A 25,317-nucleotide genomic window follows, 5' to 3' on the forward strand; every position below is an offset into this window, starting at 1 on the left:
GTTTCGTATCGAAACATAGAACGTTCAAGGCGTGAGTCGCGACAAGCGACAAGGTGGACTGCAGACGAAATTCTCTTCACGAGTGTTCTTCCTTGAAGCAACATCCAGGGCACAGATATCGTGCAGCTATTTATCTGCAAAACAAACACGCTGTAAAGAACGCGATCCAGCGCAAATAATTCCGGCAAAGCGACCGTCCATCGCTCTTTTCCGCATCACCATTAGCAGAACGATGAGAGAGTTGGCATCAGGCGTACTCTTTTTCGGTTCCTCCTACGAAGTTTCAGCGCGCTATCAACGAAACATGAAGAGATATTCTTACAACTGTGATCGATATAAGCCCTCACGGCGTGAGGCCTTTCGCGAGTAGCCACGCTTCGCTCCCGCCTTTCGAAGAGAACACCTTGACGTTTGCCAAAAAGAAAAACGCCCGGCTTAGCCGGGCGTTTTCAAAGGAAATAAAGCGTTCGGTCAGCGCTTTTCCATGCCAACGTAATTGCGCGTGTCCGAGCCCACATACAACTGACGCGGGCGACCGATACGCGAACCTGGCGTTTCGTGCTGTTCGATCCAATGAGCGATCCAGCCTGCTGTGCGCGCGATGGCAAACATCACGGTGAACATCTCGGTCGGAATGCCAAGCGCCTTGTAGATGATGCCGGAATAGAAGTCGACGTTCGGATACAGCTTGCGCTCGACGAAGTAGTCGTCCTTCAGCGCCGCCTCTTCCAGCTTCATCGCCACATCGAGTAGCGGATCGTTGACGCCCAGATCCTCAAGCACCTTGTGACACATTTCGCGGATGATCTTCGCGCGCGGATCGAAGTTCTTGTACACGCGATGGCCAAAGCCCATCAGGCGGAAGTTATCGTTCTTGTCCTTCGCGCGCTTGACGGCGGTTTCCACCTTATCGGGCGTGCCGATTTCTTCCAACATCTTCAGCACGGCTTCGTTGGCGCCACCGTGTGCCGGGCCCCACAGCGCGGTGATACCGGCCGCGATGGACGCGTACGGATTTGCACCGGTCGAACCGACCAGACGCACGGTCGAAGTCGATGCGTTCTGTTCGTGATCGGCGTGCAGGATGAACAGAAGATCCAGTGCCTTGGCCACCACCGGCTTCATTTCCAGCGGCTCGCTCGGCACTTCGAACATCATGTGCAGGAAGCGATCGACGTACTCGAGGTTGTTGCGTGGATAACGGAACGGCCAGCCAATCGAATAGCGATAGCAGGCTGCCGCAATCGTCGGCATCTTGGCGATCAGGCGGATCGCTGCGAGCTTGCGATCGTCAGCGTTATCGACGTCCAGATCATCGTGATAGAACGCCGAAAGCGACGCCACCGACGCGGCGAGCATCGCCATCGGGTGCGCGTCGTGATGGAAGCCCTGGAAAAAATTCTTCTGCGACTCGTGCATCATCGTGTGATGCGTGATCTCGTTGTCGAACGCGGCGAACTGTTCCTTGTTCGGCAGTTCGCCGTTGAGCAGCAGATACGCCACTTCGAGGAAGTTCGACTTTTCGGCCAGCTGCTCGATCGGATAACCGCGGTACATCAGGATGCCCTGATCGCCGTCGATATAGGTGATGGCACTCTTGGTGCTGGCGGTGCTGCCGTAACCCGGGTCGTACGTGAAGTGACCGGTGTCCTTGTACAGCGGGGCGATGTCGATGCAGGCCGGACCAATCGTGCCGGTGAGTAGCGGCATTTCGCTACTGCGGCCATTGGACTCATCTACCAGCTTGACGGACTTGGAATCGGACACGGAAACCTCCTACACATGGGTGCCACCGTGACCGCCGCAAAACGGCAACCGCCGGTGAGGGAAAGTCGCACCGTCGAGGGGGAACGTCGACGATGCATCCCATCCATTATCGCACATCGATCTGGAACATCCGAGGCCGCACGGTGCTATGGCGATGATTTACGAGCGCGCAAAAACACAGGGCAGGCTGCGCGCCTGCCCTGTGTCGAATCGCTAACCTGCTAATGACAGCAGGTATGCAGAAAAATTACTTTTGCGCGTAGCGGCGACGGAACTTGTCCACGCGGCCGCCCACGTCGAGGGTCTTCTGCTTGCCGGTGTAGAACGGGTGCGAATGGCTGGAGATATCCACCTTGATCAGCGGGTACTCGTTGCCGTCTTCCCACTTGACGGTTTCCTTGGTCGCAATCGTCGAGCGCGTCAGAAACGCGAAATCGGACGACAGGTCCTGGAACACCACTTGGCGGTAATTCGGATGGATATCGGGCTTCATGACGGGCTCAAAGCGGTGGGTGAAAAGAGCGGCATTATATCGGCCATCCAAAGGGTTGGTCAACCGACCTCAATCCCTGCGGAACCCGGTATTCAGGCGCCCAACGCCTTGCGCACCAGAGCCCCAAAACGGGCCTGATCCAGCTCCAGCACTACATTGGCCCGAGCGGGTAGCTTCAAGCGGTTGTCCCAGTCCACCACGGTGGCGCCGCGGGTCAGGCGGCCATCCAGCTCGACACCGACGTGCCGACGCTCGCTACGCACGACCACGGCGGGGTCGATGGCCACGGCCATGGCCAACGCATCGGCGGCGATGATGCCGCGGCGCTCGCGCTTGCGATTGGTTTCGCGGGCGACCCGGAACACGCGCTCGAAGAACGCAGCGCGATGATCGCCGGTGGCCAGCCAGTGATCGAATTCGGCCTCATCGAAGGCATGTCTCAAGGTAAGTTCCCAGTCAACCAGATCGAATTCGGGAAAACCTTCGAAGACGATGTGCGCGGCTTCCGGATCGAAGCCAACGTTGAACTCGGCCGGTATGCGCCCGGTATTGCCGTGTCCAGTCACCGCACCACCCATCACTACTAGGCGCCTGACCCGCTGTGGAAGTGTTGGATCCAACCTGAGCGCCAGTGCGACGTTCGTGAGCGGCGCGAGCGCCACCAGCGTGATCTCGCCGGGATGCTCGCGCGTCAAACGCAAAATCGCGTGCGCTGCATGCTCGCCTGACACACCCGTCGCAGGCTCGGGAAAACCGACATCGCCCAGGCCATCGCGCCCATGCACAAATGCCGCATCTTCTTCGGGCAGGCGAACCAGCGGTGTCGGGCAACCCGCGAAGACGGGCGTCTTGGCGTCCACAAGATCAACCAACGTGCGAGCATTGCGCACCGTGTGCGACAAGCCGACGTTGCCTGCGGCAATGCTCAGTCCAAGAACATCCGCGTGGGCATGCGCCATCATGATCGCCAAGGCGTCATCCACACCGGGGTCGGTATCGATCAGAAGTTGGGGTTTGCTCATCGAGGAGAACTTGCGTGACGGGGAGCGAGTTAGCTTAGACGCCATGCGGCGCCGGAGCTAGTCCATACGATTTGGCGTCAGTTACGCGTTGGCGTATCGCGCCGCGCCACCGATCCAGCGTTCGATCAAACGACCGGCCCGCTCGGCGTGTTCGGCCAGCATCTGCTCACCCACACGTTGCACGGCCGGCAACAGATGCGCATCGCGTGCGAGATCGGCCATGCGGAAGCTCAATTGTCCGGTCTGGCGCGTACCAAGCACCTCGCCGGGACCGCGCAGCTCCAGATCTTTCTCGGCGATACGGAAACCGTCGTTCGTTTCACGCATCACCTGCAAACGCTCACGGGCAAGTTGTCCAAGCGGCGGCTGATAGAGAAGCACACAGTTGGACGCGATCGCGCCGCGCCCTACTCGTCCACGCAATTGATGAAGCTGCGCGAGACCCAGACGTTCGCTGTTTTCGATCACCATCAGACTCGCGTTGGGAACATCGACGCCTACTTCGATGACAGTAGTGGCGACCAAAACAGCCAGCTCGCCCGTCTTGAACGCATCCATCACCGCCTGCTTTTCTTTCGGCTTCATTCGGCCATGAATCAAACCCACGCGACAATCGACCAGCGCGTGCGTAAGTTCCGCATGCGCCGCTTCGGCCGCCTGTGCACGCAACTGCTCGGATTCCTCGATGAGCGTGCAGACCCAATAAACTTGCCGTCCTTCCACGCAGGCGGCATGAATACGTTCGATCACCTCGGCGCGTCGCGCATTGGAAATGGCGATGGTTTGTACGGGCGTGCGGCCGGGTGGAAGCTCATCGATCGCGGAAATATCGAGGTCCGCGTAGGCACTCATGGCCAGCGTTCGTGGAATCGGTGTCGCCGTCAACACAAGCTGGTGAGGCACCAGCTCGCCTTCCAATCCTTTGTCGCGCAAGGCGAGCCGCTGCTGCACGCCAAAGCGGTGCTGCTCATCGACAATCACCAAACCCAGTCGCGCAAATTCCACGCCTTCCTGCATCAGTGCATGCGTCCCGATAACGATGGATGCACCTTCCGCCACGTGACGCATCGCTTGTTGCCGCACCTTCCCTTGCTGCTTACCCGCGAGCCATTCCACCGACACGTTCAACGGCTCCAGCCAGTGGCGGAAGTTGCGAAGATGTTGTTCGGCAAGCAATTCCGTTGGCGCCATCAGTGCAACTTGGAAGCCCGACTCCACAGCCGCCAACGCGGCCGCACACGCCACCGCGGTTTTGCCAGAACCCACATCCCCCTGCACCAAGCGCAGCATGGGATGTGGCTGCGCGATATCACCGCTCACTTCCGTGATGACGCACTGCTGAGCTGCCGTGAGACGGAACGGCAACGCTTCCAGCCAACGCTTGCGCAATGCACCGTTGCCATCGAGCTTGGGCGCGCGACGTTCGCGCACCGCGGCACGCAGGCGTTTCAGACTCATGTGTTGCGTAAGCAATTCTTCGAACGCAAGACGCTGCTGCGCAGGATGTCGGCCCAACATCAACTGATCCAGCCGCGCATCGGCAGGCGGACGGTGCACGTAGAGCAACGCTTCGCGCAACGAGGTCAGTCCGTGCTCTGCGCAAAGCGATGGCGGAATCAACTCAAGCTGCGCATCTTGCGGCAACAGCTGCAAAGCCTTGTCGATAACACCGGCCAGGCGCTTTTGACCCAGACCTTCGGTGGTCGGATAGACCGGACTCAATCGCTCATCGAGAACGATATCGGCGCTTTCCGCAAGGCGCTGATATTGCGGATGCACCATCTCCAGACTGCCGTTGCCCTGACGTACTTCGCCATAACACAGCAGCCGTACGCCTGCTCGCAGTTGTTCCGCCTGTGCGCGATTGAAATGAAAGAAACGCAGTAGCAGCGTTTCCATCGCGCCATCGCCAATCGCCACTTTCAGCTGCGGACGATAGCGAAACCCTTTTTCGACAGCCTCGACGGTACCAACAACCTGCGCACGCATACCAGGCCGCAAATCTCTCAGCGGCGTGACGCGTGTGCGATCTTCATAACGCAGCGGCAAGTGGAACCAGAGGTCCTGCACGCGATGAAGACCAAGACGCGCAAACGTCTCGGCCAACGCGGGTCCGACACCGCCCAGCGTTGCCACGGGCAAATGTCCGGGATCGGCAATCGTGTCGGTGATCGGGCGGGGCTTGGGCGTGGCCATCGGCGTAAGACTAAACGAGTCTACGCATCATGGGGACATGACTGCCGACAAGGGTTGTCAGCAGTCACCGCGTTGCAAAATCAGTCGAGCACCATGATTGCATCGACTTCGACATGCGCGCCTTTCGGCAGGCCCGATACTTCGATCGTCGAACGCGCCGGATACGGCTGCTGAAAATATTCACCCATCACCGCGTTGACCGCTGCGAAGTTAGCCAGGTCCGTGACGTAGATGCCCACGCGCACCACCTGCGAGAGCGAACCGCCTGCGGCTTGGGCGACGGCAACAAGGTTGTCGAATACGCGACGCGTCTGCGTGGCGATATCGCCTTCAACCAACGCGCCGGTTGCCGGATCGAGCGGGATCTGGCCAGAAAAATACACGGTGTTGCCAGCACGCACGGCCTGCGAATACGGGCCGATGGCGGCGGGCGCCTTGTCGGTAGCGATGATGATGCGGGACATGGAAAGCATTCCGTGGGGAGTAAAGCACGGAGTGTAAAGCGGCGCGCGGGGAATGCGTAGCGCAGGCTATACAGAGATCGTAGACAGACTCTTATAGCGGGTAACGATACACGCCGCTGACCACACCCGTGCGACGCACGCGACGAATCACTTCAGCCAGATGTTTGCGATTCCTCACCTCGATGGTGAAGAGCAGCGTGGCCGCCGACATATCGCGCTCGACGTATTCCACGTTTTCGATATTCGAGTCCGCAGCCGCAATGGCCGCCGCGACAGTTGCAAGCACGCCCGGACGGTTGATGACTTCGATACGCAATTCGGCACGGTAATCGCCCTGCACGTCGCGATCCCACTCGATCGCAACGCAACGCTCTGGCGACTTGCGCAGTTCCGCCACATTCGGGCATTCCGTGCGATGCACGACGATGCCTTTGCCGGGCGAGAGATAACCAATGATGTCGTCACCCGGCAAGGGATGGCAGCAATTGGCAAAGCTCAACACGCCACGTTCGGCGCCGGTGATGCGGATTTTTTCCGCGATGTGGGGAGCCCCTGCGCCACGTGCCGTCGTGCCGCGCGCAGCCACTAGCTGGCTGGCGACCTGATCGGGCATGCGATTGCCGAGCGCGATATCGGACAGCAGTTCTTCCAGCCGCTTGAATTTGGATTTGTGCAGGAATTTCTCCAGCACGGCCGGCTGGATCGCATCGAGATTCGTGCCGAGCGCATCCAACGCGCGATCGAGCATGCGGTGGCCGAAATCGACCGCGTCTTCGTGCTGCAAATGCTTCAAGTACTGGCGAATCGCCGTGCGCGCCTTGCCGGTCACCACGAATTCCAGCCACGCGGGATTGGGCACGGCCGAGGGCGCCGTAATGACTTCGACCAACTGGCCCGATTCAAGTCGCGTACGCAACGGCAGCAGCTTTTTGTCGACACGTACTGCCACCGCGTGATCGCCCACATCCGTATGCACGGCGTAGGCGAAATCGAGTGCGGTAGCGTTGCGTGGCAGCGAGAGAATGTCCCCGCGTGGTGTAAACAGATACGTTTCATCCGGGAACAGATCGATTTTGACGTTCTCGATGAATTCCGCCGCAGACGGCGTATTCGCCTGGCTGTCGGCCAATGCGGAAAGCCATTCGCGAGCGCGCGCCTGCGCGCTGTTCGCCGGGCCGCTGTCGGTCTTGTACGCCCAGTGCGCCGCGACGCCGCGTTCGGCCACCGAATCCATTTCGTCGGTACGGATCTGTACTTCGATCGGCGCGCCAAATGGTCCCAGCAATACCGTGTGCAGCGACTGATAACCGTTCGCCTTGGGTATGGCGATGAAATCCTTGAAACGGCGATCGACGGGTTTGTACAACGCGTGCACCACGCCAAGCGCCATGTAGCAGCTCATCGCGCTATCGGTGACGACGCGGAAACCGTACACATCCATCAGCTGTGCAAAGCTTTTGTGCTCGGTGCGCATCTTGGAGTAGATGCTCCACGGCGATTTGATGCGTCCGACAACACGTACCGGAATGTGCTCGTCGATCAAACGCGAAGAAAGCGCGCCTTCGATGCGGCTCATCGCTTCGCGGCGATTACCCAGCGCGGCACGAATACGTTCGCTGATCACGCGATAGCGATCTGGATAGAGCGCATGGAAGCCAAGGTCCTGCAGTTCCGCCTTGATCTTGTTCATGCCAAGGCGCTGCGCAATCGGCGCGTAAATCTCCAGCGTTTCGCCCGCAATGCGCCGGCGCGAAGGCGCATCCTTGGCGGAGAGCGTGCGCATATTGTGCAGGCGGTCCGCCAGCTTGATGAGGATCACGCGCAAGTCGCGCGCCATCGCCAGCAGCATCTTGCGGAAGCTCTCCGCATCGGCCTCCTGACGGCTGCTGAAGCGCATCTTGTCCAGCTTGGTGACACCGTCGACGAGTTCGGCGACGGTCTCGCCAAATTCGCCTGCAAGCTCAGACCGGCTCAAAGCCGTGTCTTCGAGGGTGTCGTGCAGAATGGCCGCGATGATGGTTTCGGCATCCATGCCCATCTCGGCAAGGATGCCCGCCACGGCGATCGGGTGAGTGATGTAAGGCTCACCGCTTTTGCGCGTCTGACCTTCGTGCGCGACAGCACCTACCTCATAGGCACGGATGACTCGCGCGACGTGCTGCTCAGGAAGATACGAAATGCGCTCTTTCAGCGCCAACACATACGGCGGCAGTACGGACGTATCCTCTGACGCGGGATGCGTGGCCGCGGACATGGTTTCACGTCGCCCGTTCAGGCGATCGCCTCGTTACATGGGATGGACTTACCTACGAGATGAAGGTGCGCAACACGACCTTCAAGCCCGGTGTAACCGGTTCGACGACTGCACTGTCGACAGCCGCCGCCATCCATCAGTCATCTCCGCCCTTGGAGAGATCGTCATCGACTTCCTGCGCGGCCCATTCCAGCGCTTCGCGCTCGGCACGTTCGCGCTCGGCGCGATCGATTTCGTCGATGGTGGCCTGATCGATGCGACGGTCTGCGATTTCACGCAGCGCCAACACGGTAGGCTTATCGTTGTCGGGGTTGACGGCCGGTTCGGCACCGTTAGCGAGCTGGCGGGCGCGCTTGGTCGCCATGAGCACCAGTTCAAAACGGTTGTCGACTACCTCTAGGCAGTCTTCCACGGTAATACGAGCCATGGGGAATCCTTAAGCTTGAAAGCGACTTATGCGGCCTGACAGTTTATCGTTCAGACACTTGGCTGGCAATGTGATTGACTCTTATCATGTCGGGCTGTTGCGCGCCAGCTCGAAAGCGGGCCGCAAGTTGGGCACAATATAAAACTAGAAAGTACAATTTTTCAAAATCCTCCCCCTTTCGCGGATCCCAAGTCGATGCCCTCCCTGCCTCGCCTCGTTTTTCTGAACCGCCTTCTCCCCCTGGCCGCCGTGGCCCTCCTGGCCGGTTGCGCCATAGCGCCGCCGCGTACGGACGACCCGCTGGAGAAGTTCAACCGCAAGAGCTACGCCTTCAACAACGCGCTGGACACTCACGTCCTGCGCCCGGTGGCGGTGGGCTATACGAAGATCACGCCCAAGCCCGTCCAGACGGGCCTCAGCAACTTCTTCACCAACATCAAGTTGCCGATCAGCATTGCCAACAATGTGCTGCAGGGGCGTCCCAGCTACGCGATGGACGATACCGGGCGCCTGCTGATCAACCTGACGGTGGGCCTTGCCGGGTTCTTCGATCCGGCGACGAAGATGAACATTCCGCTCAAGGAAACCGACTTCGGCATCACGCTCGCTCGCTGGGGTGTGCCGGAAGGCGACTTCCTGATGGTTCCACTGCTGGGACCATCGACCTTCCGCGACGTGTGGCAGTACCCGGTCGATGGTTATCTGTTCGATCCGCTGAGCTACTTCGAACGCAACCACAACTTCAAGGATGGCCAGTACTACATCCCCGAGGTTGTGTATTTCATCCAGATGCGCGCACAACTGCTTGATGCCGATAGCTTCCTGAAGTCCGCTTACGACCCCTACGCATTCATCCGCGATGCTTGGCGGCAGACGCGCCTCAACAAGCTCTACGACGGCAATCCGCCGGCCGACGTGATGCTGAAGCTGCAGCAAGGTTCGAGCAACAACAATAACAACAACAATCAGAACTTCGATCCCGCGGAACTGCTGAAAGAACAACAGCAGTGGGAGCAAAAACAGAAGCAACAGAACAGCTCGGGCAATCCCTCCGGCAATCAGTGAGGGTTCCGGACAGCGCAAACAAAAAAAACGGGGCAGATGCCCCGTTTTTTTTGCCTGCATGAAACGTAGAAGCGAGTCAGTTCAAGAACGGCTCAACGCCGCACACTTGCGCCAAGGCTTGCATCCCCTCGGGGACATGACGCGTGGTCACACGCCGAGTGGCGTTATCCGCCTCGGAAAGCGCCGCCAGCACGCAGGCCAACCCCGCGCTGTCGCACGTAGTGACCGCGGAAAGGTCCAGCGTATGACGATCGTCGCTGCCAAATGCTGCACGCAACGCGGCAAGCGCTTTGGCTGCCGTCACAAAGCTCAATACGCCGGACACGGAAACCGTACCCGGCGTGTTCGTGGTCACACGAAATTCGGCTCTGGCGGAATTACTGACCGCCATTGGATTGGCCGCCATTGGGCTTGTTTTCCTGTTCCATGGATTTGAGCGCCTGATCACCCTGCGTTTCCAGATCGGCGGTCAGCTTGTCGAGACCTTCCTTCTTGATCTCGGCATCGACCTGGTTGCGATAGTTGGTGATGTAGGAGATGCCCTCAACGATCACGTCATACGCCTTCCACTGACCGTCGGCGGCCTTGTGGAACACATAGTTGACGGAAATCGACTTGCCGTCATCGGTGGTCACCTGCGTGCGAACGACGGTGTATTTGTCGTTGAGGTCACCCGCGAACGGCAGCAGCTTCACCGTGCCTTTGGTGTAGTTGAGCAAGCCATCCGCATAACGGTTGGTCAGCGAGGTATAGAACGCCTTGGCGAAACGCGAACGCTGTTCCGGCGTCGCTTCGCGCGCGTGCATGCCAAGCACCAGAATCGACGCCCAGTCGGTGTCGAAATGCGGCAGGAAGATCTGGTTGATCAGCGCCACCAGCTTGGGTTTGTTGTTTTGCAGCTCCGCCTTGTGATCGGCGATCTGGGTGTCGAGCGAATGGGTGATTTCGGTTACCACATCCTGCGGTGTGGCCGCGCTGGAAGCCTGCGCGCTCGATGCATCCTGCGCGAAAGCCGGTGCGGCGATCGCTGCGCTGCCCAGAGCGATAGCGGTGGCAAGTGCCAGGTGACGCAACATGGGAAACTCCTCAGAAATGAACCGGCTTAATGTTTGCCGGCGTTGGGATTGGACGAACCGTTGCCAGCGGGATTGTTGTTACCGCCGTTATTGGCGCTACTACCGCCGGACGAACCATTGACCAGGAACTTGCCGATCAGATCTTCCAGCTGCATCGCCGACTGAGTCAGGACCAACTGGTCGCCATCCTTGAGCGAATTCGGCGAGCCGCCGGGCTGGATCGCAACATACTGGCTGCCAATCAAACCACTGGTGAATACGGCGGCGGCCGAGTCATCGGGAATCTGGTTGTATTTCTTGTCGATGGACATGGTAACCGTGGCATCCAGCTTGACCGGATCGGCCTTCACCTCGATCACGCTGCCGATCGCCACGCCGGCCATCTTGACCGGAGCGCCCACGGCCAGTGCGCCTACGTTGGTGAAGCTGGCCTTCACGTTATACGTGCCGCCAATCGCATCCGCCGCCGCGCCCGCACCGAGGAACTTGCCCAGCATTTCCTCCAGCGGCTGCGTGGATTTGGTCAAACCGACGTGACCGCCATCGGCAAGGTAGTTCTTCGCGTTGCCAAACTGGATGCCGACGTACTGATCGCCGAGCAGACCGCTGGTGTAGATCGTCGCCACCGAGTCGGTCGGAATTTGCCCGTACTTCTTTTCGATCGACAAGCTGACGTCGGCGACATCCTTACCCGGTTCGAGCGAGATGGATTGCACTTGGCCAACGCGCACACCGGCCACCTTCACCGGCGCGCGCTCTTTCAGCGCCCCGATGTTGGCGAACTGCGCATCGACGGTATAGCTCGAGCCCTGATGACTGTTGGCGATCGACGACGTCTGGGTAGCGAGATAAGCCAGCGCAGCGAAGCCAAGTACGATGAACATGCCGGTGCCGACGGCATAGGATTTTCTCTGGCTCACAGCAAAGTCCTCGAAAAGAAGCGATTGATCATGGCAGTCACATCAGCAAAGCCGTGAGTACGAAGTCCAGCGCGAGAATCGCAATCGACGACGCCACGACCGTACGGGTCGTCGCGTACGCCACGCCCTCGCTGGTCGGCGCCGTGGTGTAGCCCTGGAACACGGCGATCAATGAACAGACGGCGCCGAACGCGGCACTCTTCCAGATCACGCCATTGATGATGTCTTGATACACATCGACGGTAGAGGTCATGTTCGACCAGAACGTGCCGTTGTCCACACCCAGCCAGTTCACGCCGACCAGATGACCGCCGAATACGCCCATCGCGCAGAACACGCAGCACAGCAGCGGCATCGCAATCAGACCGGCGAGAAAACGCGGCGCGGCGACGTAAGCGATCGGATCGACCGCCATCATCTCCATCGCAGCGATCTGATCCGTCGCTCGCATCAAACCGATTTCCGCCGTGATCGACGTACCGGCGCGGCCCGCGAACAGGAGTGCCGTGACGACCGGACCCAGCTCACGATAAATCGCCAAGGCCACCACCGAGCCACTGGCCGATGTACCGCCGAAGATGGCCAACACGTGATAAAGCTGCAGACCCAACACCATGCCCACGAACAATCCGCAGGTCATGATGATGGTGAGACTCATTGCGCCGACGAACCACAGCTGCCGCACCGTCTCGCGCACATGCCGCAAGCTGCGCGGAACCGCCGCAAGGATTCGCAGCAGGAACAAGCCACACGCGCCGATTTGCTCCAGCGATTGAAGAACAACGTTTTCGCGATGCACCTGCGCGCTCATGCAGCCCCCTGTTTGAAGCCGAGGGCTTCGGCGTAATCGTCGGCCGGATATTGGAAAGGCACCGGACCGTCCGATTCACCGCCAAAGAACTGGCGTGTCCACGGCGAACCGTCATCGGCGATGGTTTTCGGATTGCCTTGTGCAACAACCTTGCCGTTGGCGATCAAATACACGTGATCGGCGACCTGCTTGATCGCTTCGAGTTCGTGCGCCACCAGCACGCTGGTGATGCCGAGTGTTTCGTTGAGTGTGCGGATGAGCTTGAGCACCTGATGAAGCGCGATCGGATCCAGCCCTACGAATGGTTCGTCGTAAAGAATCAGCATCGGATCGAAGACAATCGCACGCGCTAATGCGACGCGACGCGCCATACCGCCCGACAATTCGGTCGGCAACAGCGACGCAGCCCCGCGCAGTCCCACGGCCTGCAGCTTGGTCAGCACGATGTTGCGAATCAGCACTTCCGGCAGACTTGTGTGCTGGCGTAGCGGAAACGCAACGTTTTCAAAGACATCGAAATCCGTCAGCAAGGCGGAATTCTGAAACAGGTAGCCGATGCGTTCGCGCAAGGTAAAGAGCTGTTCGCGCGAAAGCCGGGGCACATTGAACCCATCCACCCACACCTGCCCTGCATCGCCGCGCATCTGTCCGGTGATGTGTTTGAGCAGCGTCGTTTTGCCAGTGCCGCTGGGGCCCATGATGGCGGTGACTTTGCCGCGTGGAATATCCAGATCCAACGCATCGAACACGGTCTTGCCGCTCAGCACCGTGGTAAGGCCACGAATGCGCACCAGCGTGCGTTCGTCGGGCTTGGCGAGGACAGGATCGGTCATAGGGAGGGGACGCAGGGAAAGTGCTCAAGTTAGCTGAATTGAAGGTGTAATGCTATCCGGACCGGTACAGTAATCGGTCGAATTCGTCTGAATTCAAGTGTCCGCGAGCAATTCCCGGATCAAGCTTTCGTGACGCTGACACTGTAGCTGGCTACGCTGACGTACGGCTTGCACGATCGCCTGGAGGCCGTCCAAAGCGTCCTCGAACCGATCGTTGACGATGATGTAGTCGAATTCGTGAGCATGCGCGATTTCGCCACGCGAGTTGCGCAGCCGTCGTTCGATCACCTCAACGCTGTCCGAACCACGCCCACGCAAGCGGCGTTCCAGCTCGGCGCGCGATGGCGGAAGAATGAAAACACTGACGCAATCGGGTTTGGACTTGCGAATCTGTGCGGCGCCCTGCCAGTCGATTTCCAGCAGCACATCACGGCTTTGATTCAGAAGACCCTCAACCGTCTTGCGCGATGTGCCGTAGAAATTTCCATGCACTTCGGCGTGTTCGAGGAAGATGCCCTCGGCCACTTCGCGCTCGAACTCGGCACGTTCCACGAAGTAATAGTGACGGCCGTATTCCTCCCCCGTTCGGGGGGGGCGCGTGGTGTGCGAGATCGACAACGAGATGCCCGGCTCACGTTCGAGCAGCGCATTCACTAGCGTGGATTTCCCTGCACCGGAAGGCGCGGCGACGATGAAAAGCGTGCCTTCAATGCCCATGGCGACGTCGCCCGCGGTACACGCAACAGGTTGTCCGATTTTTTTTCACGGCACGCATCGTCATTCGATGTTCTGCACTTGTTCGCGCATCTGCTCGATGAGCACCTTCAGCTCAACCGATGCATTGGTGCTGCGTGCATCCACCGACTTGGAACCGAGCGTATTGGCTTCGCGATTGAATTCCTGCATCAGGAAATCCAGGCGACGGCCCACCGGCTCTTTAAGACCCAGCACACGACGTGTTTCGTCGATATGCGTGCTCAGACGGTCAAGCTCCTCATCGACATCGCTGCGGGTAACTTGCAGCACTAGTTCCTGCTCCAGACGTCCCGGATCGGCCGGTTGCTTCAGATCGGCCAGACGCGATTCAAGCCGTGCGCGCAACGCCGTGCGAATCTCCGGCATCCAGCCACGCACGTTCGCCACGACGCGTTCGATGCCATCCAGACGTTCGCGCAACATATCGCCCGTCTTGGCCCCTTCGCGCTCGCGCGTGGCGGTAAGTGCATCGAGCGCGCGATCGAGCACGTCAATCAGCGCCATCTGCTGCACATCCTGATCGACCTCGGCGTGTTGCAGCACGCCTGGGAAACGCAGCAACTCGGTGAATTCCACGCGCATGCGCGGAAAACGCGTTTCCATATCCAGCGCCAGCTCGGACAAACGTCCCAGCATCGTGCTATCCACCTTCAACGATTCCCCGCGCGACTCGCCCCGGCGCACGATCACATCGACCTTGCCGCGCGAAAGGCGCGCCGCAATGCGCTCACGCAACGCAGGTTCGAAGCTGCGCAGCTCTTCAGGCAGGCGCGGGCTGATCTCAAGATAACGATGATTGACCGTACGCAGCTCGCACGTCAGCGTTCCGGCGGGGGAAAGGGCCTCGGCAGAAGCGTAAGCAGTCATGCTGCGAATCATGGAGGTTGGACCCACGCGGAGAAGTAAAGGGGGCAATGGTAAACTGTCCCGCCCTAACTTGCCCAACCGAGCCCATGACGACAGTGTCCCGCCCTAGCGGCCGCGCCAGCGACCAGTTGCGCAACATCGCCATCGAACGCCATTACACCCGCCATGCCGAAGGCTCTGTGCTGATTTCCTTCGGCGATACCCGGGTGCTGTGCACGGCCAGCGTGGAAGACCGCATGCCTGCCTGGTTGCGTGGCAAAGGCGAGGGCTGGGTGACGGCCGAATACGGCATGCTCCCCCGCGCCACGTCCAGCCGCACGCAGCGCGAAGCGACGCGCGGCAGCCAAGGTGGCCGCACGATGGAAATCCAGCGATTGATCGGTCGCAGCCTGCGCGCTTGCGTGGATCGGCAGGCACTGGGCGAGCGTGTCATCACGTTGGACTGCGATGTCTTGCAGGCCGACGGCGGTACGCGCACGGCCGCCATCACCGGCGCCTATGTCGCACTGGTCGATGCGGTGAAGGTGCTGATGCAACGTGAGAACCTGCGCCGCAATCCGATCATCGGCGCAGTGGCGGCCGTCTCTGTCGGCGTCTATCAGGGCATGCCCGTGCTCGATCTCGATTACGCCGAAGATTCCAACTGCGACACCGACATGAATGTCGTGATGAACGATGGCGGCGGTTTTATCGAAGTGCAGGGCACCGCCGAAGGTCACGCATTCCGCCGCACGGAAATGGACGAGATGCTCGGACTGGCCGAGAAAGGCATTGCCGAACTCGTTCGACTGCAGCGCGCAGCACTCGAAGCATGAGCACCGCTCCCAGACAGCGCATCGTGTTGGCCAGCAGCAATCGCGGCAAGTTGGCCGAGTTCAACGCGCTGCTGGCCGACAGTCACTTCGAAGTGGTGCCGCAAACCGAGCTGGGCGTCGACGATGCCGAGGAAACCGGACTCACTTTTGTTGAAAACGCGCTGTTGAAGGCACGTCACGCATCGCGCGTAACAGGATTGCCCGCACTCGCCGATGACTCGGGTTTGTGCGTCGAACACCTGCGTGGCGCACCGGGTCTGTATTCGGCACGCTACAGCGGTGGACACGGCGACAACGCCGCAAACAACGCCAAGTTGCTGCACGAGCTTGACGGCGTGCCGCACGAACAGCGTGGCGCGTTCTTCATCTGCGTACTCGCCTTGCTTGCGCATGCGGACGATCCCGCACCGCTGATTGCCGAAGGCCGCTGGCACGGACGCATTCTGGATGCGCCACGCGGTACGCACGGTTTCGGTTACGACCCACTCTTCCTTCCGCACGAGCAGCTGTTGAGTTCCGCAGAGCTGCCGCCTACGGTGAAAAATCGCCTGAGCCACCGTGCACAGGCCATGGCGCAACTGCACGCACGCATTGCCGAATTGCGTATCTGATTTATGTCGTTCATCGCCCCACCGTTGGCTTTGTATGTCCACATGCCGTGGTGCGTGAAAAAGTGCCCGTATTGCGATTTCAACTCGCATGGTTTGCGCGGCGAGCCGCCGTATGCACGCTACGTGGAGACGTTATTTGCAGACCTTGATGCAGACCGCGCCGATTTCGGCGACGCATTGAGCAAGCGCCCCATCGTCAGCGTGTTCTTCGGCGGCGGCACGCCAAGCCTTTTTTCGCCGGAGCTTATCAAGCGTTTCCTTGAAGGCGCGCGTGAACGGCTGCCGTTTGTCGATCGCTGCGAAGTCACGCTGGAAACCAATCCCGGCACGGTGGAACACGGGCGTTTCGACGGCTATCTCGCCGCCGGCGTCAATCGCATTTCCTTCGGCATCCAGAGTTTCGACGACGAAAAACTCAAACGTCTCGGCCGTATCCATTCCGCCGCAGAGGCGGAAGCGGCAGTGAAATCTGCCCAGGATGCCGGGTACGACAACATCAACCTCGACCTGATGTATGCCCTACCCCAGCAATCTCTGCGCGGCGCATTGGCCGATGTCGAACGCGCCATAGCGCTCGATCCGACGCATATCTCGCACTATCAGCTCACCCTGGAACCGAACACCGTCTTTGCCGCCAATCCGCCGCCGCTCCCCGACGACGATGCCGCATGGGCTATGCAGGAAGCCTGCGAGTCGCGGCTGGCCGAAGCCGGATATGGGCAATACGAGATTTCAGCTTATGCGCGCCCGGACCGGCGCTGCGAGCACAACCTCAACTACTGGCGGTTTGGCGATTACCTGGGTATCGGTGCCGGTGCACACGGCAAGCTCACCGACGTGTCGGCAAGCCAGGTGTTCCGCCGCTGGAAAGTACGCCATCCCAACGCCTACCTTGAGGCCGCCGGTTCCGCCGCTCGCCTGGGCGGCCATACCACTGTCACATCCGGCGAGCTGCCTTTTGAGTACATGCTCAACGCCCTGCGGCTGATCGAGGGCGCTCCCCTGGAGGATTTCAGTGCTCGCACCGGCCTTCCCGCTCACAACATCGCCGACCGGCTTGCCGCCGGCCGCCAGAAGGGCTGGCTGGAAAACCATCCCCATCGCCTGAAAACGACCCCCTTGGGCCAGCGCTTCCTCAACGACGTCATCGCCAGCTTCCTGGACTGAAACTATTTTTCGACGGCCAATGGCGGCGACGCCCTGGGGGGCATACACTGAGACCCGGGGAATTACTGAGAACTAGGTCATGGATGTCGAATTCAGGGGACGTCCACCAATCGCCCGCGATCGCCCCGACCGTGTCGAACACGGTCAGATGCCCGCGCGCGCGCGTCGTTTGATCGGCGACATCTGCGCGCTCTGCGATCAATGGGTGGATCCCACGCTCCGGCATTGCCTGGATCGGTTCGACAAACGACTTTACGAGCAAGCCGAAAGTTCTCGCAATCATCTTGAACAGCAACGCTGTTTCGACAGCCGCAATCTGATCCAGCAGCAGAGCGCCGGATTCATCCAGTCGTTTGCGTCGCGGTTGCGCGAAGCCTTCGAACAGATGGGCACAAGCGACGACGAACAAACGTCCCATCAGCTGACGCTTCAATCGTTGAGCCTGCTCGATCGCAATGAACAGGAATTGACCTCCGCGCTAGAGAAACATGCAGCACGCATCGAAGCACATAATGGACCGGTGCTTTCGGAGCTGTCGTATCGACTGGCTGTGCTCGTCGGCGCACCGCCGCTGGAAGGCAAGCACCTGCCGCCGGGGCCACTGAGCCTTGCGTATATCCTGCGCGACGCCAGCGAGGCCATGAATCTGCCGCTCGAACATCGTCTCTTGCTGCTGCAGGTTTTTGAAACCAGCGTCGGCGATGCGATTCTTCGACTCTACGACGGCATCAACGAAAAATTGATTGCCGACGGCATCCTGCCGCAATTGCGTGCTTTCCCAGCTGCGCGTCCGGTTCACGGTCCTGCGCACGGCGCAGCACCTGCGGCGGCGCAAACCCCTGCAACGCAGACACCGACACCCGCACAACCCACCGAGCAACGCAGCGAACCGATCGCTGTCTTGGAAACGTTGCGCGATTTGCTGTCGCGCCAGCGCGTCACCGCAGCCGGCCCGGCACCGGTTTACAGCGGTCGCACGGCAACACCGGACGAATTGCAGGGTGCGCTGTCCGCGTTGCAGCAACACATGATTCAGGTCACCGACAACACCAGCCGCGAATTGCGCAGCGCCCAGCGTCTGCATGAAGAATTGCTGCTGCAACTCAACTCGGGTGTGCCGGCCGGTGCGCCGCGCATGCAATTAAGTACCGAACAGGGCGACACAGTCGAGCTGGTCGCCATGCTGTTCGAACAGCTTGCGCAACAACTGCATCACGGCCCGAATGCGCGCGCGCTATTGGGCAATCTGGAATTACCGTTGTTGCGCATGGCGATCGCCGACCGCGACTTCTTCAATCAACGCGAACATCCCGCGCGTCAGGTGCTCGGCAAACTCGCCGAAACCGTCAACGACTGGCTCGATGGTCCGGATGGCGAAACCGATCCGCAGCTGCTGGGCAAGCTCAGCCACCTAATCGAACGCACACAGCAGGAACCGCCCACAGCGGGCCTGTACACCAGCCTGCTTGCAGACATCGAGCATCACCTCTCGCAGCTGTCGCGCAAAGCGCAAGCGACCGAGCGCCGTCACGTCGAAGCCATGCAAGGTCGCGAGCGGTTGGAACAGGCACGTCGCCGCGCCGATGAATTGATGCGCGAACGCTTCGCGGTGAGTTCGCCGCGTGGTTTGCTGCGCACACTGCTGGAACGCGCATGGACGGACGTCCTCGCGCTCAACCTGCTGCGCCATGGCGAGCACAGCGACGGCTTCCGCCAGCAATTGCGCATTACCGATCAACTGCTCGGCCAATTCCCCGTCACCGATACCGTGTTGTTGCGGCACGAAGTAGAAACGGGTTTGCAGCAGATCGGCATGAACGCCGACGAATCCGAACAAGTGGCGCAACGTCTGATCGGCCCCGAACCGACGGCGCACGTTACGCCGTCGATCGCTACGCTGGAAGATGCGCCGTCCGATACCGCCGTTTCCCAAACGACCTCGGAAATCGCGCCAGAGTCGGAAAAGCCGGTACCTACCGAATCCGCCGCCCCGATCATCGTGCCGGCAAAGCCGCGTCCTTCGACAGCGTCCGCGATGGCCGATCCGCCAAGCGCCACCGATCTTGCTCTGCGCCTGAAACAGCGCCAGCGTCTGGGCGAGCATCGCGGTCAGGAAGCACCGGTAGCGACCAACGCAGCCGTCGTGCCGCCGCTGGGTCTGCGCGAAGCACGCATTCACAACCGTCTGCGTCAGCTGCCGTTCGGTAGCTGGTTTGAATTTATCGATCCCGTCACGAATGAAGCCACGCAACGCAAACTGGCGTGGTTCTCGCCTGTCTCGGGCAACAGTTTGTTTGTCACGCGTCGTGGTCAGCGCAGCGACATGATGAATCTGCAGGAACTGGCGCGCGCCATTGCCAATGGGCGTGTGCGCGAACTGCCGCCACAGCAAGAAAACCTGCTTGATCGCGCATGGCATTCCCTCACCGCGAGCCTGCTGCGCCCGTCGCCGTCGTCCCTGCCGGAATTACGCTCATGAATGCGCCCGAACAACGCCGTTCACCGCGCAAGCGGCCGGATCACAGCGTCACGATCACCGACGCCATCACCGGCCAAACGCTGGGTCATCTGGGTAACCTTTCCAGCAGCGGCATGCTGGTGATTGGCCACTGCGTGCCACGCAGCGAAGCGGTGTATCAGATTCACCTGCCGCTGCCCCGCCACGATGGCAGCATGCCGAGCATCGAAATCGGTGTACAGGAGCAATGGCACGAGCCGGCAGCGAGCCCGGGGCAAACCTGGGTGGGCTACCGCATCATCGCCATCGGCAACATGGACGCCATGCATCTGGACGACTGGCTCCAGCAAGCCTGATTCGAGGCAACCGGCTCATCGCGTTACACTGGCGTACTGATGCCTACGCCGGAACGCCGCATGAGTCACGACCTCGCCCCGCTTTACGCCCAACACATCGCCACGCTGCGCGCTCGCGCTGACAACGCGCTGGCACGGGGCGGTTTCGATCATCTGCTGATTGCTGCGAGCACGCCACTGCGCAAGTTTCTCGACGATCAGGATTACCCGTTCGTCGCTAACCCACATTTTCGTCACTGGTTGCCGTTGACCGACGCGCCGGGAAGCTGGGTTGTCTACACGCCCGGCAGCAAACCGAAACTGATCTTCGTACAACCGCACGATTACTGGCATGTCGTACCCGATGCGCCGAACGGTTATTGGGTGGATCAGTTCGACATCACGATCGTGCGCACCCACGCCGAAGCCGTGGTCGCGTTGCCAAAGGGCAACCGTGCGGTGATTGCGCCGAATTGCCCGGAAATAAATGGCGTCGAAGCGAACAACCCGGAAAAGGTCGTCAATTACCTGCACTGGCATCGCAGCTACAAGACACCGTATGAACTGGCATTAATGCGTCAGGCGAGCCTTGCAGGAACGGGTGCACATCGCGCTGCCGAAAAAGCATTCCGCGCAGGCGAAAGCGAATTTGGCATTCATATGGCGTATCTTGCCGCCGCCAACCAGATCGATGCAGAGCTGCCATATGCGAGCATCGTAGGTCTGAACGAACACGGCGCAGTGCTGCATTACACGAACTTCGATCGCACACCGCCGAAGCAAAACCGCTCGTTCCTGATCGACGCTGGCGCCAGCGCATCGGGCTACGCGAGCGACATTACACGCACCTACGCCGCGAAAGGCCACGCCGAATTTCAGGCGCTCATCGACAGCGTGGAAAAAGCGCAGCAAGGTTTTGTGTCGAAGGTGAAAGCAGGACAGAGCTATCCCGAACTGCACATCCACGCCCACCACGTGCTGGCTGACGTGCTGCGCGAACATGGCGTCATACGCATGAGCGCCGAAAGTGCGGTGCAGTCGGGCGTCACGGCGACCTTCTTCCCGCACGGCCTGGGTCACCCCATCGGTCTGCAGGTGCACGACGTCGCCGGTTTTCAAGCGAATGAAAGCGGTGGCAACATCCCGCGTCCGAACGGTCACCCTTATTTGCGCATGACGCGTGTGTTGGAACCGGGCATGGTCGTCACCATCGAGCCTGGCCTTTATTTCATTGACATGTTGCTCGAAGAACTACGCAACAAGCCTGCTGCGAAGGATGTCGATTGGGCCAAGGTCGATGCGTTCCGTCCGTACGGCGGCATCCGCATCGAAGATGACGTCGTGTGCACGAATGACGAGCCTGAGAATCTAACCCGCGACGCCTTTGCGCTAGCGCACTAAAACGACAAAGGCGCGCCAGCACCCGCGCGCCTTATTACCAAAGCACCTATCGTGCCGCGGATGCGGCAGGATGGCGCACGACAATCATTGGAAAACAGGGGTATGCTCCGCGCATGTCATAGGTGGTAGGAAACCGTCTCTATGGACATGCCGGTCCACGGGCCCACGCACCCTTCCCCGCCGCGCAACCCGTTGCGCCGGCTTAGTGCTGAACTCATCCTCATCGTTCTCGCCAAGATCGCGTTCTTTGCGCTGATCTGGTGGTTTGTCGCTGCGCATTATCCGCGGCCCGACACACGGCCCTCGGCCATCGAACATTTGCTCGCACCGTCTCCGTCCACTACGCCGGAAGCCAAGCCATGATCATCGATAGCGATGTCGTCACCTTGTCGCGCCTGCAGTTTGCACTCACTGCGCTTTACCACTTTCTGTTCGTGCCGCTCACGCTGGGACTCGTATGGATGCTGGCGATCATGGAAAGCGTCTATGTGATGACCGGACACGAAGTCTGGAAACGCATGGTGCAGTTCTGGGGGGTGTTGTTCGGCATCAACTTCGCGATGGGTGTCGCCACCGGCATCACGATGGAGTTCCAGTTCGGCATGAACTGGGCGTATTACGCGCACTACGTGGGCGATGTATTTGGCACACCGTTGGCGATTGAAGGACTGATGGCGTTCTTCCTTGAAAGCACGCTGGTCGGCGTGTTCTTTATGGGCTGGCATCGGCTTTCGCGCGTAAAGCACTTGCTGGTGACGTGGTTCCTCGCGCTCGGCACCAATTTTTCGGCCTTGTGGATATTGGTTGCCAACGCGTGGATGCAACATCCCGTGGGCGCAAAGTTCAATCCACAGACGATGCGCATGGAAGTGACGAACTTCTCCGATGTCCTGTTCAATCCCGTTGCACAGGCGAAGTTTGTGCACACGGTAAGTGCGGGTTATGTCGTGGGTTCGATGTTCGTGCTGTCGATCAGTGCCTGGTATTTGCTGCGCGGACGTAACGTCGATTTTGCGAAGCGCTCGATGACGGTTGCGGCAAGCTTCGGATTGGCTGCCGCACTGTCAGTCGTCGTACTTGGTGACGAATCGGGCTACGCCGTCTCGGAAAATCAGAAGATGAAAATGGCGGCGATCGAAGCCATGTGGGAAACCGAGCCGCCACCGGCCTCATTCACCGCTTTCGGTCTTCCCGATGTGCAGAATCGCACTACGCATTTCGCCTTGCATGTGCCTTGGGTGATGGGCCTGATCGGCACGCGTTCGCTCGATACGCCGATACCCGGCATCAACAATCTGGTGGCGGACACCAAGGGCAAGATCACCGATGGCATTCAGGCATACGACGCACTGTTGACGCTGCGCAAGAATCCCGACGATGCGCAGGCTCAATCGACGCTGACGAAGTACGACGATGACATGGGTTACGCATTGCTGCTCAAACGCTATGTCGCAGATCCGCGGCAAGCAACGCCGGATGACATCCAAAAAGCCGCGGATTCGACCATTCCCAACGTACCTGTGTTGTTCTGGGCATTCCGCATCATGGTCGCATGCGGCCTTTACTTCATCGCGCTGTTTGCCTATTCATTCTGGCTGGCCAGCAAGCGCCAGCTCGATAATAACCGCTGGTATTTGAAACTCGCGTTGTACAGCCTACCGTTGCCATGGCTCGCGGCGGAGCTGGGCTGGATCGTCGCCGAGTACGGGCGACAACCCTGGGCCATCGAAGGCATTTTGCCCACTGCGCTGGGCGTGTCGTCGCTCACTGCAGGTCAGGTGTTGACGTCACTTGGAGGTTTCGTCTTCTTCTACACCGCGCTAGCCGTGATCGATGCGGTGTTGATGGTGAAGTATGCGCGCAAGGGACCGGACGAATTGGGTCTATGGCCAGTGCGCGATACGGCGCCATCGGGAGCCAAGGCAGCCGGAGCATTGTCATGACGATGCGGATCGTTACTTCATCCAGTTGCCACACGTGCACCCTTTGAGGAGAACGCCATGTTCGACATCACGACATTGCGGGTGATCTGGTGGGCCTTGCTCGGCATTCTGTTTATCGCGTTTGCGATCATGGATGGCTTCGACTTCGGCGTTGCAGCGTTGCTGCGCGTACTAGGCCGTGACGAAGAGCAGCGACATGTTTTGCTGCAGACCATCGAACCGACGTGGGAGGGCAATCAGGTCTGGTTTGTGCTCGGCGGTGGCGCGACCTTTGCGGCGTGGCCGACCCTCTACGCGACGGCGTTTTCAGGGCTGTACTTCGCACTGGCGTTGGTGCTGCTTGCTTTCATCCTTCGCCCGGTGGGTTTCAACTTTCGCGACAAGGTGCACGATGCGCGCTGGCGTGCCGTTTGGGACGGCGTGCTGATCTTTTCCGGTGTGGTCGTGATGCTGATCAGCGGCGTTGCCTTCGGCAATCTTTTCCTCGGCGTGCCGTTCCGCTTTGACGACGATCTGCGCATAACGTGGCAAGGCGGTTTTTTCGATCTTCTGCATCCGTACGCGATACTCGCCGGGCTCGTCAGCGTCACCATGTTGCTGACGCATGGCGCCTGCTGGGTGGCGTATCGTGCCGACACGACAATTGCGCAGCGCGCTGCACGGATTGCGCGATGGATGGCGCTGGCGTATGCGATCACGTTCGTCGCCGCAGGTATCTGGCTTGGCTACGGCATCCCTGGCTTTGCGATTGCCGGCCCCGTAACCACCGACGGTGTTGCCAATCCGCTGTTCAAGCAGGTGACGGTGGGAGGAAGCTGGTTTGCCAGTTACATGCTGTATCCATGGTTCTGGGCGGCGCCGGTGCTCGGTTTGCTTGGTGCAATTGGCGCGCAGTGGACAGTTGGCAAGCACAGTTTGACGGGCTTTCTGTGCAGCAGCCTGATGATTGCGGGGACGATCCTCGCGGCAGGTTTTGCGCTGTTTCCCTTCCTGCTGCCATCGACCCTAGATCCTCGTTCCAGTCTTACGGTGTGGGATGCGTCGTCCAGCCACGGCACGTTGATGTTGATGCTGGGTGCGGTCATCGTCTTTCTGCCGCTCATCATTCTGTACACCTCGTGGGTGTATCGGGTCATGCGTGGCCGCGTCACGCTTGAAGACGTTCGACACTCGCACAACACTTACTGAGGAGCGCGACAACCATGTGGTATTTCAGCTGGATATTGGGACTTGGCCTGGCATGCGCTTTCGCCGTCCTCAACGCGATGTGGTACGAGGTGCATGCTTCCGATGAAGCGCATCAACAGAAAGAACCCATTCCGCCGCACGAAGTCCTTTGATCGTTGGAAGGTATTGACGATCGGCTAATACCGATCGTTACAACAGCCTACCGTGCGCCTAGAAGTGCTTCGATCTCGCGTGGATCTTTCGGCACCCCGGCAGTAAGCACCTCGTTACCGTCGCGCAGGACGGCCACGTCATCTTCGATGCGAATGCCGATGCCGCGCCAGGCTTCCGGTACCGTCAAATCATCGGGCGCGATATAGATCCCCGGCTCGACGGTGAGCACCATGCCCGGCTCCAGCAATCGCGATTCGCCGTCGACGCGATAGTCGCCCACATCGTGCACATCCAG

Annotated in this window: 26 protein-coding genes; 11 read left to right on the forward strand and 15 right to left on the reverse strand. The window is 59.8% G+C overall.

All coding sequences use genetic code 11. The annotated features are described in order from the left end of the window. Window positions 1-471: 471 nt before the first annotated feature. The 7 genes from VK725_RS07230 to rpoZ all read right to left on the reverse strand — a co-directional run bounded on the left by VK725_RS07230 (window position 472) and on the right by rpoZ (window position 8,623). The gene (locus tag VK725_RS07230; RefSeq protein ID WP_325317385.1) at window positions 472-1,767 is read right to left on the reverse strand and encodes a citrate synthase; all 1,296 of its coding nucleotides are present in this window, start codon (window positions 1,765-1,767) and stop codon (window positions 472-474) included. A gap of 247 nt (window positions 1,768-2,014) precedes the next feature. Next, window positions 2,015-2,260 carry a type B 50S ribosomal protein L31 gene (locus tag VK725_RS07235; protein ID WP_056005111.1) on the reverse strand — a complete coding sequence of 82 codons (246 nt, stop codon included), beginning with the start codon at window positions 2,258-2,260 and terminating at the stop codon, window positions 2,015-2,017. Window positions 2,261-2,352: 92 nt separating this feature from the next. Continuing rightward, window positions 2,353-3,282, reverse strand: coding sequence for a nucleoside hydrolase (locus VK725_RS07240; RefSeq protein ID WP_325317386.1), 930 nt, complete (start codon window positions 3,280-3,282; stop codon window positions 2,353-2,355). A gap of 81 nt (window positions 3,283-3,363) precedes the next feature. Then, window positions 3,364-5,478, reverse strand: a complete 2,115-nt coding sequence (recG, locus tag VK725_RS07245; protein WP_325317387.1) for an ATP-dependent DNA helicase RecG — start codon at window positions 5,476-5,478, stop codon at window positions 3,364-3,366. An 80-nt stretch (window positions 5,479-5,558) separates the two neighbouring features. After that, window positions 5,559-5,942 carry a RidA family protein gene (locus VK725_RS07250; RefSeq protein WP_325317388.1) on the reverse strand — a complete coding sequence of 128 codons (384 nt, stop codon included), beginning with the start codon at window positions 5,940-5,942 and terminating at the stop codon, window positions 5,559-5,561. Window positions 5,943-6,033: 91 nt separating this feature from the next. Further along, window positions 6,034-8,196, reverse strand: coding sequence for a bifunctional (p)ppGpp synthetase/guanosine-3',5'-bis(diphosphate) 3'-pyrophosphohydrolase (locus VK725_RS07255; RefSeq protein WP_325317389.1), 2,163 nt, complete (start codon window positions 8,194-8,196; stop codon window positions 6,034-6,036). Between the two features lie 136 nt (window positions 8,197-8,332). Continuing rightward, window positions 8,333-8,623 carry a DNA-directed RNA polymerase subunit omega gene (gene rpoZ / locus VK725_RS07260; RefSeq protein ID WP_126673373.1) on the reverse strand — a complete coding sequence of 97 codons (291 nt, stop codon included), beginning with the start codon at window positions 8,621-8,623 and terminating at the stop codon, window positions 8,333-8,335. 195 nt (window positions 8,624-8,818) lie between these two features. Here rpoZ and VK725_RS07265 point away from each other — a divergent pair, with 195 nt between their 5' ends. Next, complete coding sequence (locus VK725_RS07265) at window positions 8,819-9,688, forward strand: VacJ family lipoprotein (RefSeq protein ID WP_325317390.1); 870 nt, start codon at window positions 8,819-8,821, stop codon at window positions 9,686-9,688. Window positions 9,689-9,764: 76 nt separating this feature from the next. On the opposite strand, the gene VK725_RS07270 is transcribed toward VK725_RS07265, so the two are convergent. From VK725_RS07270 to VK725_RS07300, 7 genes are all read right to left on the reverse strand, one after another. Then, the gene (locus VK725_RS07270) at window positions 9,765-10,043 is read right to left on the reverse strand and encodes an STAS domain-containing protein (protein WP_325317391.1); all 279 of its coding nucleotides are present in this window, start codon (window positions 10,041-10,043) and stop codon (window positions 9,765-9,767) included. A gap of 22 nt (window positions 10,044-10,065) precedes the next feature. Then, window positions 10,066-10,764 (reverse strand): ABC transporter substrate-binding protein, encoded by a 699-nt coding sequence (locus VK725_RS07275; RefSeq protein WP_325317392.1) that lies wholly within the window; start codon window positions 10,762-10,764, stop codon window positions 10,066-10,068. A gap of 26 nt (window positions 10,765-10,790) precedes the next feature. Then, window positions 10,791-11,684 carry an outer membrane lipid asymmetry maintenance protein MlaD gene (gene mlaD / locus VK725_RS07280; protein ID WP_325317393.1) on the reverse strand — a complete coding sequence of 298 codons (894 nt, stop codon included), beginning with the start codon at window positions 11,682-11,684 and terminating at the stop codon, window positions 10,791-10,793. Window positions 11,685-11,721: 37 nt separating this feature from the next. Beyond that, window positions 11,722-12,495: a lipid asymmetry maintenance ABC transporter permease subunit MlaE gene (mlaE, locus tag VK725_RS07285; RefSeq protein WP_325317394.1), complete on the reverse strand. Its 774-nt coding sequence runs from the start codon at window positions 12,493-12,495 to the stop codon at window positions 11,722-11,724. Beyond that, a complete protein-coding gene (locus VK725_RS07290; protein ID WP_325317395.1) occupies window positions 12,492-13,328 on the reverse strand; it encodes an ABC transporter ATP-binding protein in 837 nt (278 codons plus the stop codon). Before VK725_RS07290 ends, mlaE begins: the two co-directional genes overlap by 4 nt. Window positions 13,329-13,421: 93 nt before the next feature. After that, window positions 13,422-14,045 carry a guanylate kinase gene (gene gmk / locus VK725_RS07295; RefSeq protein WP_325317396.1) on the reverse strand — a complete coding sequence of 208 codons (624 nt, stop codon included), beginning with the start codon at window positions 14,043-14,045 and terminating at the stop codon, window positions 13,422-13,424. 60 nt (window positions 14,046-14,105) lie between these two features. Beyond that, a complete protein-coding gene (locus tag VK725_RS07300) occupies window positions 14,106-14,963 on the reverse strand; it encodes a YicC/YloC family endoribonuclease (protein ID WP_325317397.1) in 858 nt (285 codons plus the stop codon). Window positions 14,964-15,037: 74 nt separating this feature from the next. Between VK725_RS07300 and rph the strand changes: the two genes are divergently transcribed. From rph to cydX, 10 genes are all read left to right on the forward strand, one after another. After that, the gene (rph, locus tag VK725_RS07305; protein WP_325317398.1) at window positions 15,038-15,766 is read left to right on the forward strand and encodes a ribonuclease PH; all 729 of its coding nucleotides are present in this window, start codon (window positions 15,038-15,040) and stop codon (window positions 15,764-15,766) included. Beyond that, window positions 15,763-16,377, forward strand: coding sequence for an RdgB/HAM1 family non-canonical purine NTP pyrophosphatase (gene rdgB / locus VK725_RS07310; RefSeq protein ID WP_325317399.1), 615 nt, complete (start codon window positions 15,763-15,765; stop codon window positions 16,375-16,377). The genes rph and rdgB overlap by 4 nt, the downstream gene beginning before the upstream one ends. A 3-nt stretch (window positions 16,378-16,380) precedes the next feature. After that, window positions 16,381-17,544, forward strand: a complete 1,164-nt coding sequence (gene hemW, locus VK725_RS07315; RefSeq protein WP_325317400.1) for a radical SAM family heme chaperone HemW — start codon at window positions 16,381-16,383, stop codon at window positions 17,542-17,544. A 79-nt stretch (window positions 17,545-17,623) separates the two neighbouring features. Continuing rightward, a complete protein-coding gene (locus tag VK725_RS07320; RefSeq protein ID WP_325317401.1) occupies window positions 17,624-20,023 on the forward strand; it encodes a DUF1631 family protein in 2,400 nt (799 codons plus the stop codon). Further along, window positions 20,020-20,358: a PilZ domain-containing protein gene (locus VK725_RS07325; RefSeq protein WP_325317402.1), complete on the forward strand. Its 339-nt coding sequence runs from the start codon at window positions 20,020-20,022 to the stop codon at window positions 20,356-20,358. The genes VK725_RS07320 and VK725_RS07325 overlap by 4 nt, the downstream gene beginning before the upstream one ends. 60 nt (window positions 20,359-20,418) lie before the next feature. Next, a complete protein-coding gene (pepQ, locus tag VK725_RS07330) occupies window positions 20,419-21,738 on the forward strand; it encodes a Xaa-Pro dipeptidase (RefSeq protein ID WP_325317403.1) in 1,320 nt (439 codons plus the stop codon). A 141-nt stretch (window positions 21,739-21,879) separates the two neighbouring features. After that, a complete protein-coding gene (gene cydP / locus VK725_RS07335; RefSeq protein ID WP_325317404.1) occupies window positions 21,880-22,101 on the forward strand; it encodes a cytochrome oxidase putative small subunit CydP in 222 nt (73 codons plus the stop codon). Then, window positions 22,101-23,681, forward strand: coding sequence for a cytochrome ubiquinol oxidase subunit I (locus VK725_RS07340; RefSeq protein WP_325317408.1), 1,581 nt, complete (start codon window positions 22,101-22,103; stop codon window positions 23,679-23,681). The genes cydP and VK725_RS07340 overlap by 1 nt, the downstream gene beginning before the upstream one ends. Before the next feature lie 57 nt (window positions 23,682-23,738). Continuing rightward, complete coding sequence (cydB, locus tag VK725_RS07345) at window positions 23,739-24,869, forward strand: cytochrome d ubiquinol oxidase subunit II (protein WP_325317405.1); 1,131 nt, start codon at window positions 23,739-23,741, stop codon at window positions 24,867-24,869. A 14-nt stretch (window positions 24,870-24,883) separates the two neighbouring features. After that, window positions 24,884-25,021: a cytochrome bd-I oxidase subunit CydX gene (gene cydX, locus VK725_RS07350; RefSeq protein ID WP_325317406.1), complete on the forward strand. Its 138-nt coding sequence runs from the start codon at window positions 24,884-24,886 to the stop codon at window positions 25,019-25,021. A gap of 47 nt (window positions 25,022-25,068) precedes the next feature. On the opposite strand, the gene VK725_RS07355 is transcribed toward cydX, so the two are convergent. Beyond that, window positions 25,069-25,317 (reverse strand): M24 family metallopeptidase (locus tag VK725_RS07355; protein WP_325317407.1); only part of this gene is annotated, 249 nt, incomplete at its 5' end.

The sequence above is a fragment of the Dyella sp. genome, from assembly GCF_035486915.1.
Taxonomy (GTDB): Bacteria; Pseudomonadota; Gammaproteobacteria; order Xanthomonadales; family Rhodanobacteraceae; genus Dyella_B.

Bases quoted from the DNA above. Each gene is read 5' to 3' on its own strand.
- rdgB (WP_325317399.1), top strand. From the start codon at position 15,763: ATGAGCACCGCTCCCAGACAGCGCATCGTGTTGGCCAGCAGCAATCGC.
- VK725_RS07265 (WP_325317390.1), top strand. From the start codon at position 8,819: ATGCCCTCCCTGCCTCGCCTCGTTTTTCTGAACCGCCTTCTCCCCCTG.
- recG (WP_325317387.1), bottom strand. From the start codon at position 5,478: ATGGCCACGCCCAAGCCCCGCCCGATCACCGACACGATTGCCGATCCC.
- VK725_RS07255 (WP_325317389.1), bottom strand. From the start codon at position 8,196: ATGTCCGCGGCCACGCATCCCGCGTCAGAGGATACGTCCGTACTGCCG.
- VK725_RS07325 (WP_325317402.1), top strand. From the start codon at position 20,020: ATGAATGCGCCCGAACAACGCCGTTCACCGCGCAAGCGGCCGGATCAC.
- VK725_RS07275 (WP_325317392.1), bottom strand. From the start codon at position 10,764: ATGTTGCGTCACCTGGCACTTGCCACCGCTATCGCTCTGGGCAGCGCA.
- mlaE (WP_325317394.1), bottom strand. From the start codon at position 12,495: ATGAGCGCGCAGGTGCATCGCGAAAACGTTGTTCTTCAATCGCTGGAG.
- pepQ (WP_325317403.1), top strand. From the start codon at position 20,419: ATGAGTCACGACCTCGCCCCGCTTTACGCCCAACACATCGCCACGCTG.
- cydB (WP_325317405.1), top strand. From the start codon at position 23,739: ATGTTCGACATCACGACATTGCGGGTGATCTGGTGGGCCTTGCTCGGC.
- VK725_RS07320 (WP_325317401.1), top strand. From the start codon at position 17,624: ATGGATGTCGAATTCAGGGGACGTCCACCAATCGCCCGCGATCGCCCC.
- VK725_RS07250 (WP_325317388.1), bottom strand. From the start codon at position 5,942: ATGTCCCGCATCATCATCGCTACCGACAAGGCGCCCGCCGCCATCGGC.
- VK725_RS07235 (WP_056005111.1), bottom strand. From the start codon at position 2,260: ATGAAGCCCGATATCCATCCGAATTACCGCCAAGTGGTGTTCCAGGAC.
- VK725_RS07290 (WP_325317395.1), bottom strand. From the start codon at position 13,328: ATGACCGATCCTGTCCTCGCCAAGCCCGACGAACGCACGCTGGTGCGC.
- hemW (WP_325317400.1), top strand. From the start codon at position 16,381: ATGTCGTTCATCGCCCCACCGTTGGCTTTGTATGTCCACATGCCGTGG.
- gmk (WP_325317396.1), bottom strand. From the start codon at position 14,045: ATGGGCATTGAAGGCACGCTTTTCATCGTCGCCGCGCCTTCCGGTGCA.
- VK725_RS07240 (WP_325317386.1), bottom strand. From the start codon at position 3,282: ATGAGCAAACCCCAACTTCTGATCGATACCGACCCCGGTGTGGATGAC.
- cydP (WP_325317404.1), top strand. From the start codon at position 21,880: ATGGACATGCCGGTCCACGGGCCCACGCACCCTTCCCCGCCGCGCAAC.
- VK725_RS07300 (WP_325317397.1), bottom strand. From the start codon at position 14,963: ATGATTCGCAGCATGACTGCTTACGCTTCTGCCGAGGCCCTTTCCCCC.
- rpoZ (WP_126673373.1), bottom strand. From the start codon at position 8,623: ATGGCTCGTATTACCGTGGAAGACTGCCTAGAGGTAGTCGACAACCGT.
- rph (WP_325317398.1), top strand. From the start codon at position 15,038: ATGACGACAGTGTCCCGCCCTAGCGGCCGCGCCAGCGACCAGTTGCGC.
- cydX (WP_325317406.1), top strand. From the start codon at position 24,884: ATGTGGTATTTCAGCTGGATATTGGGACTTGGCCTGGCATGCGCTTTC.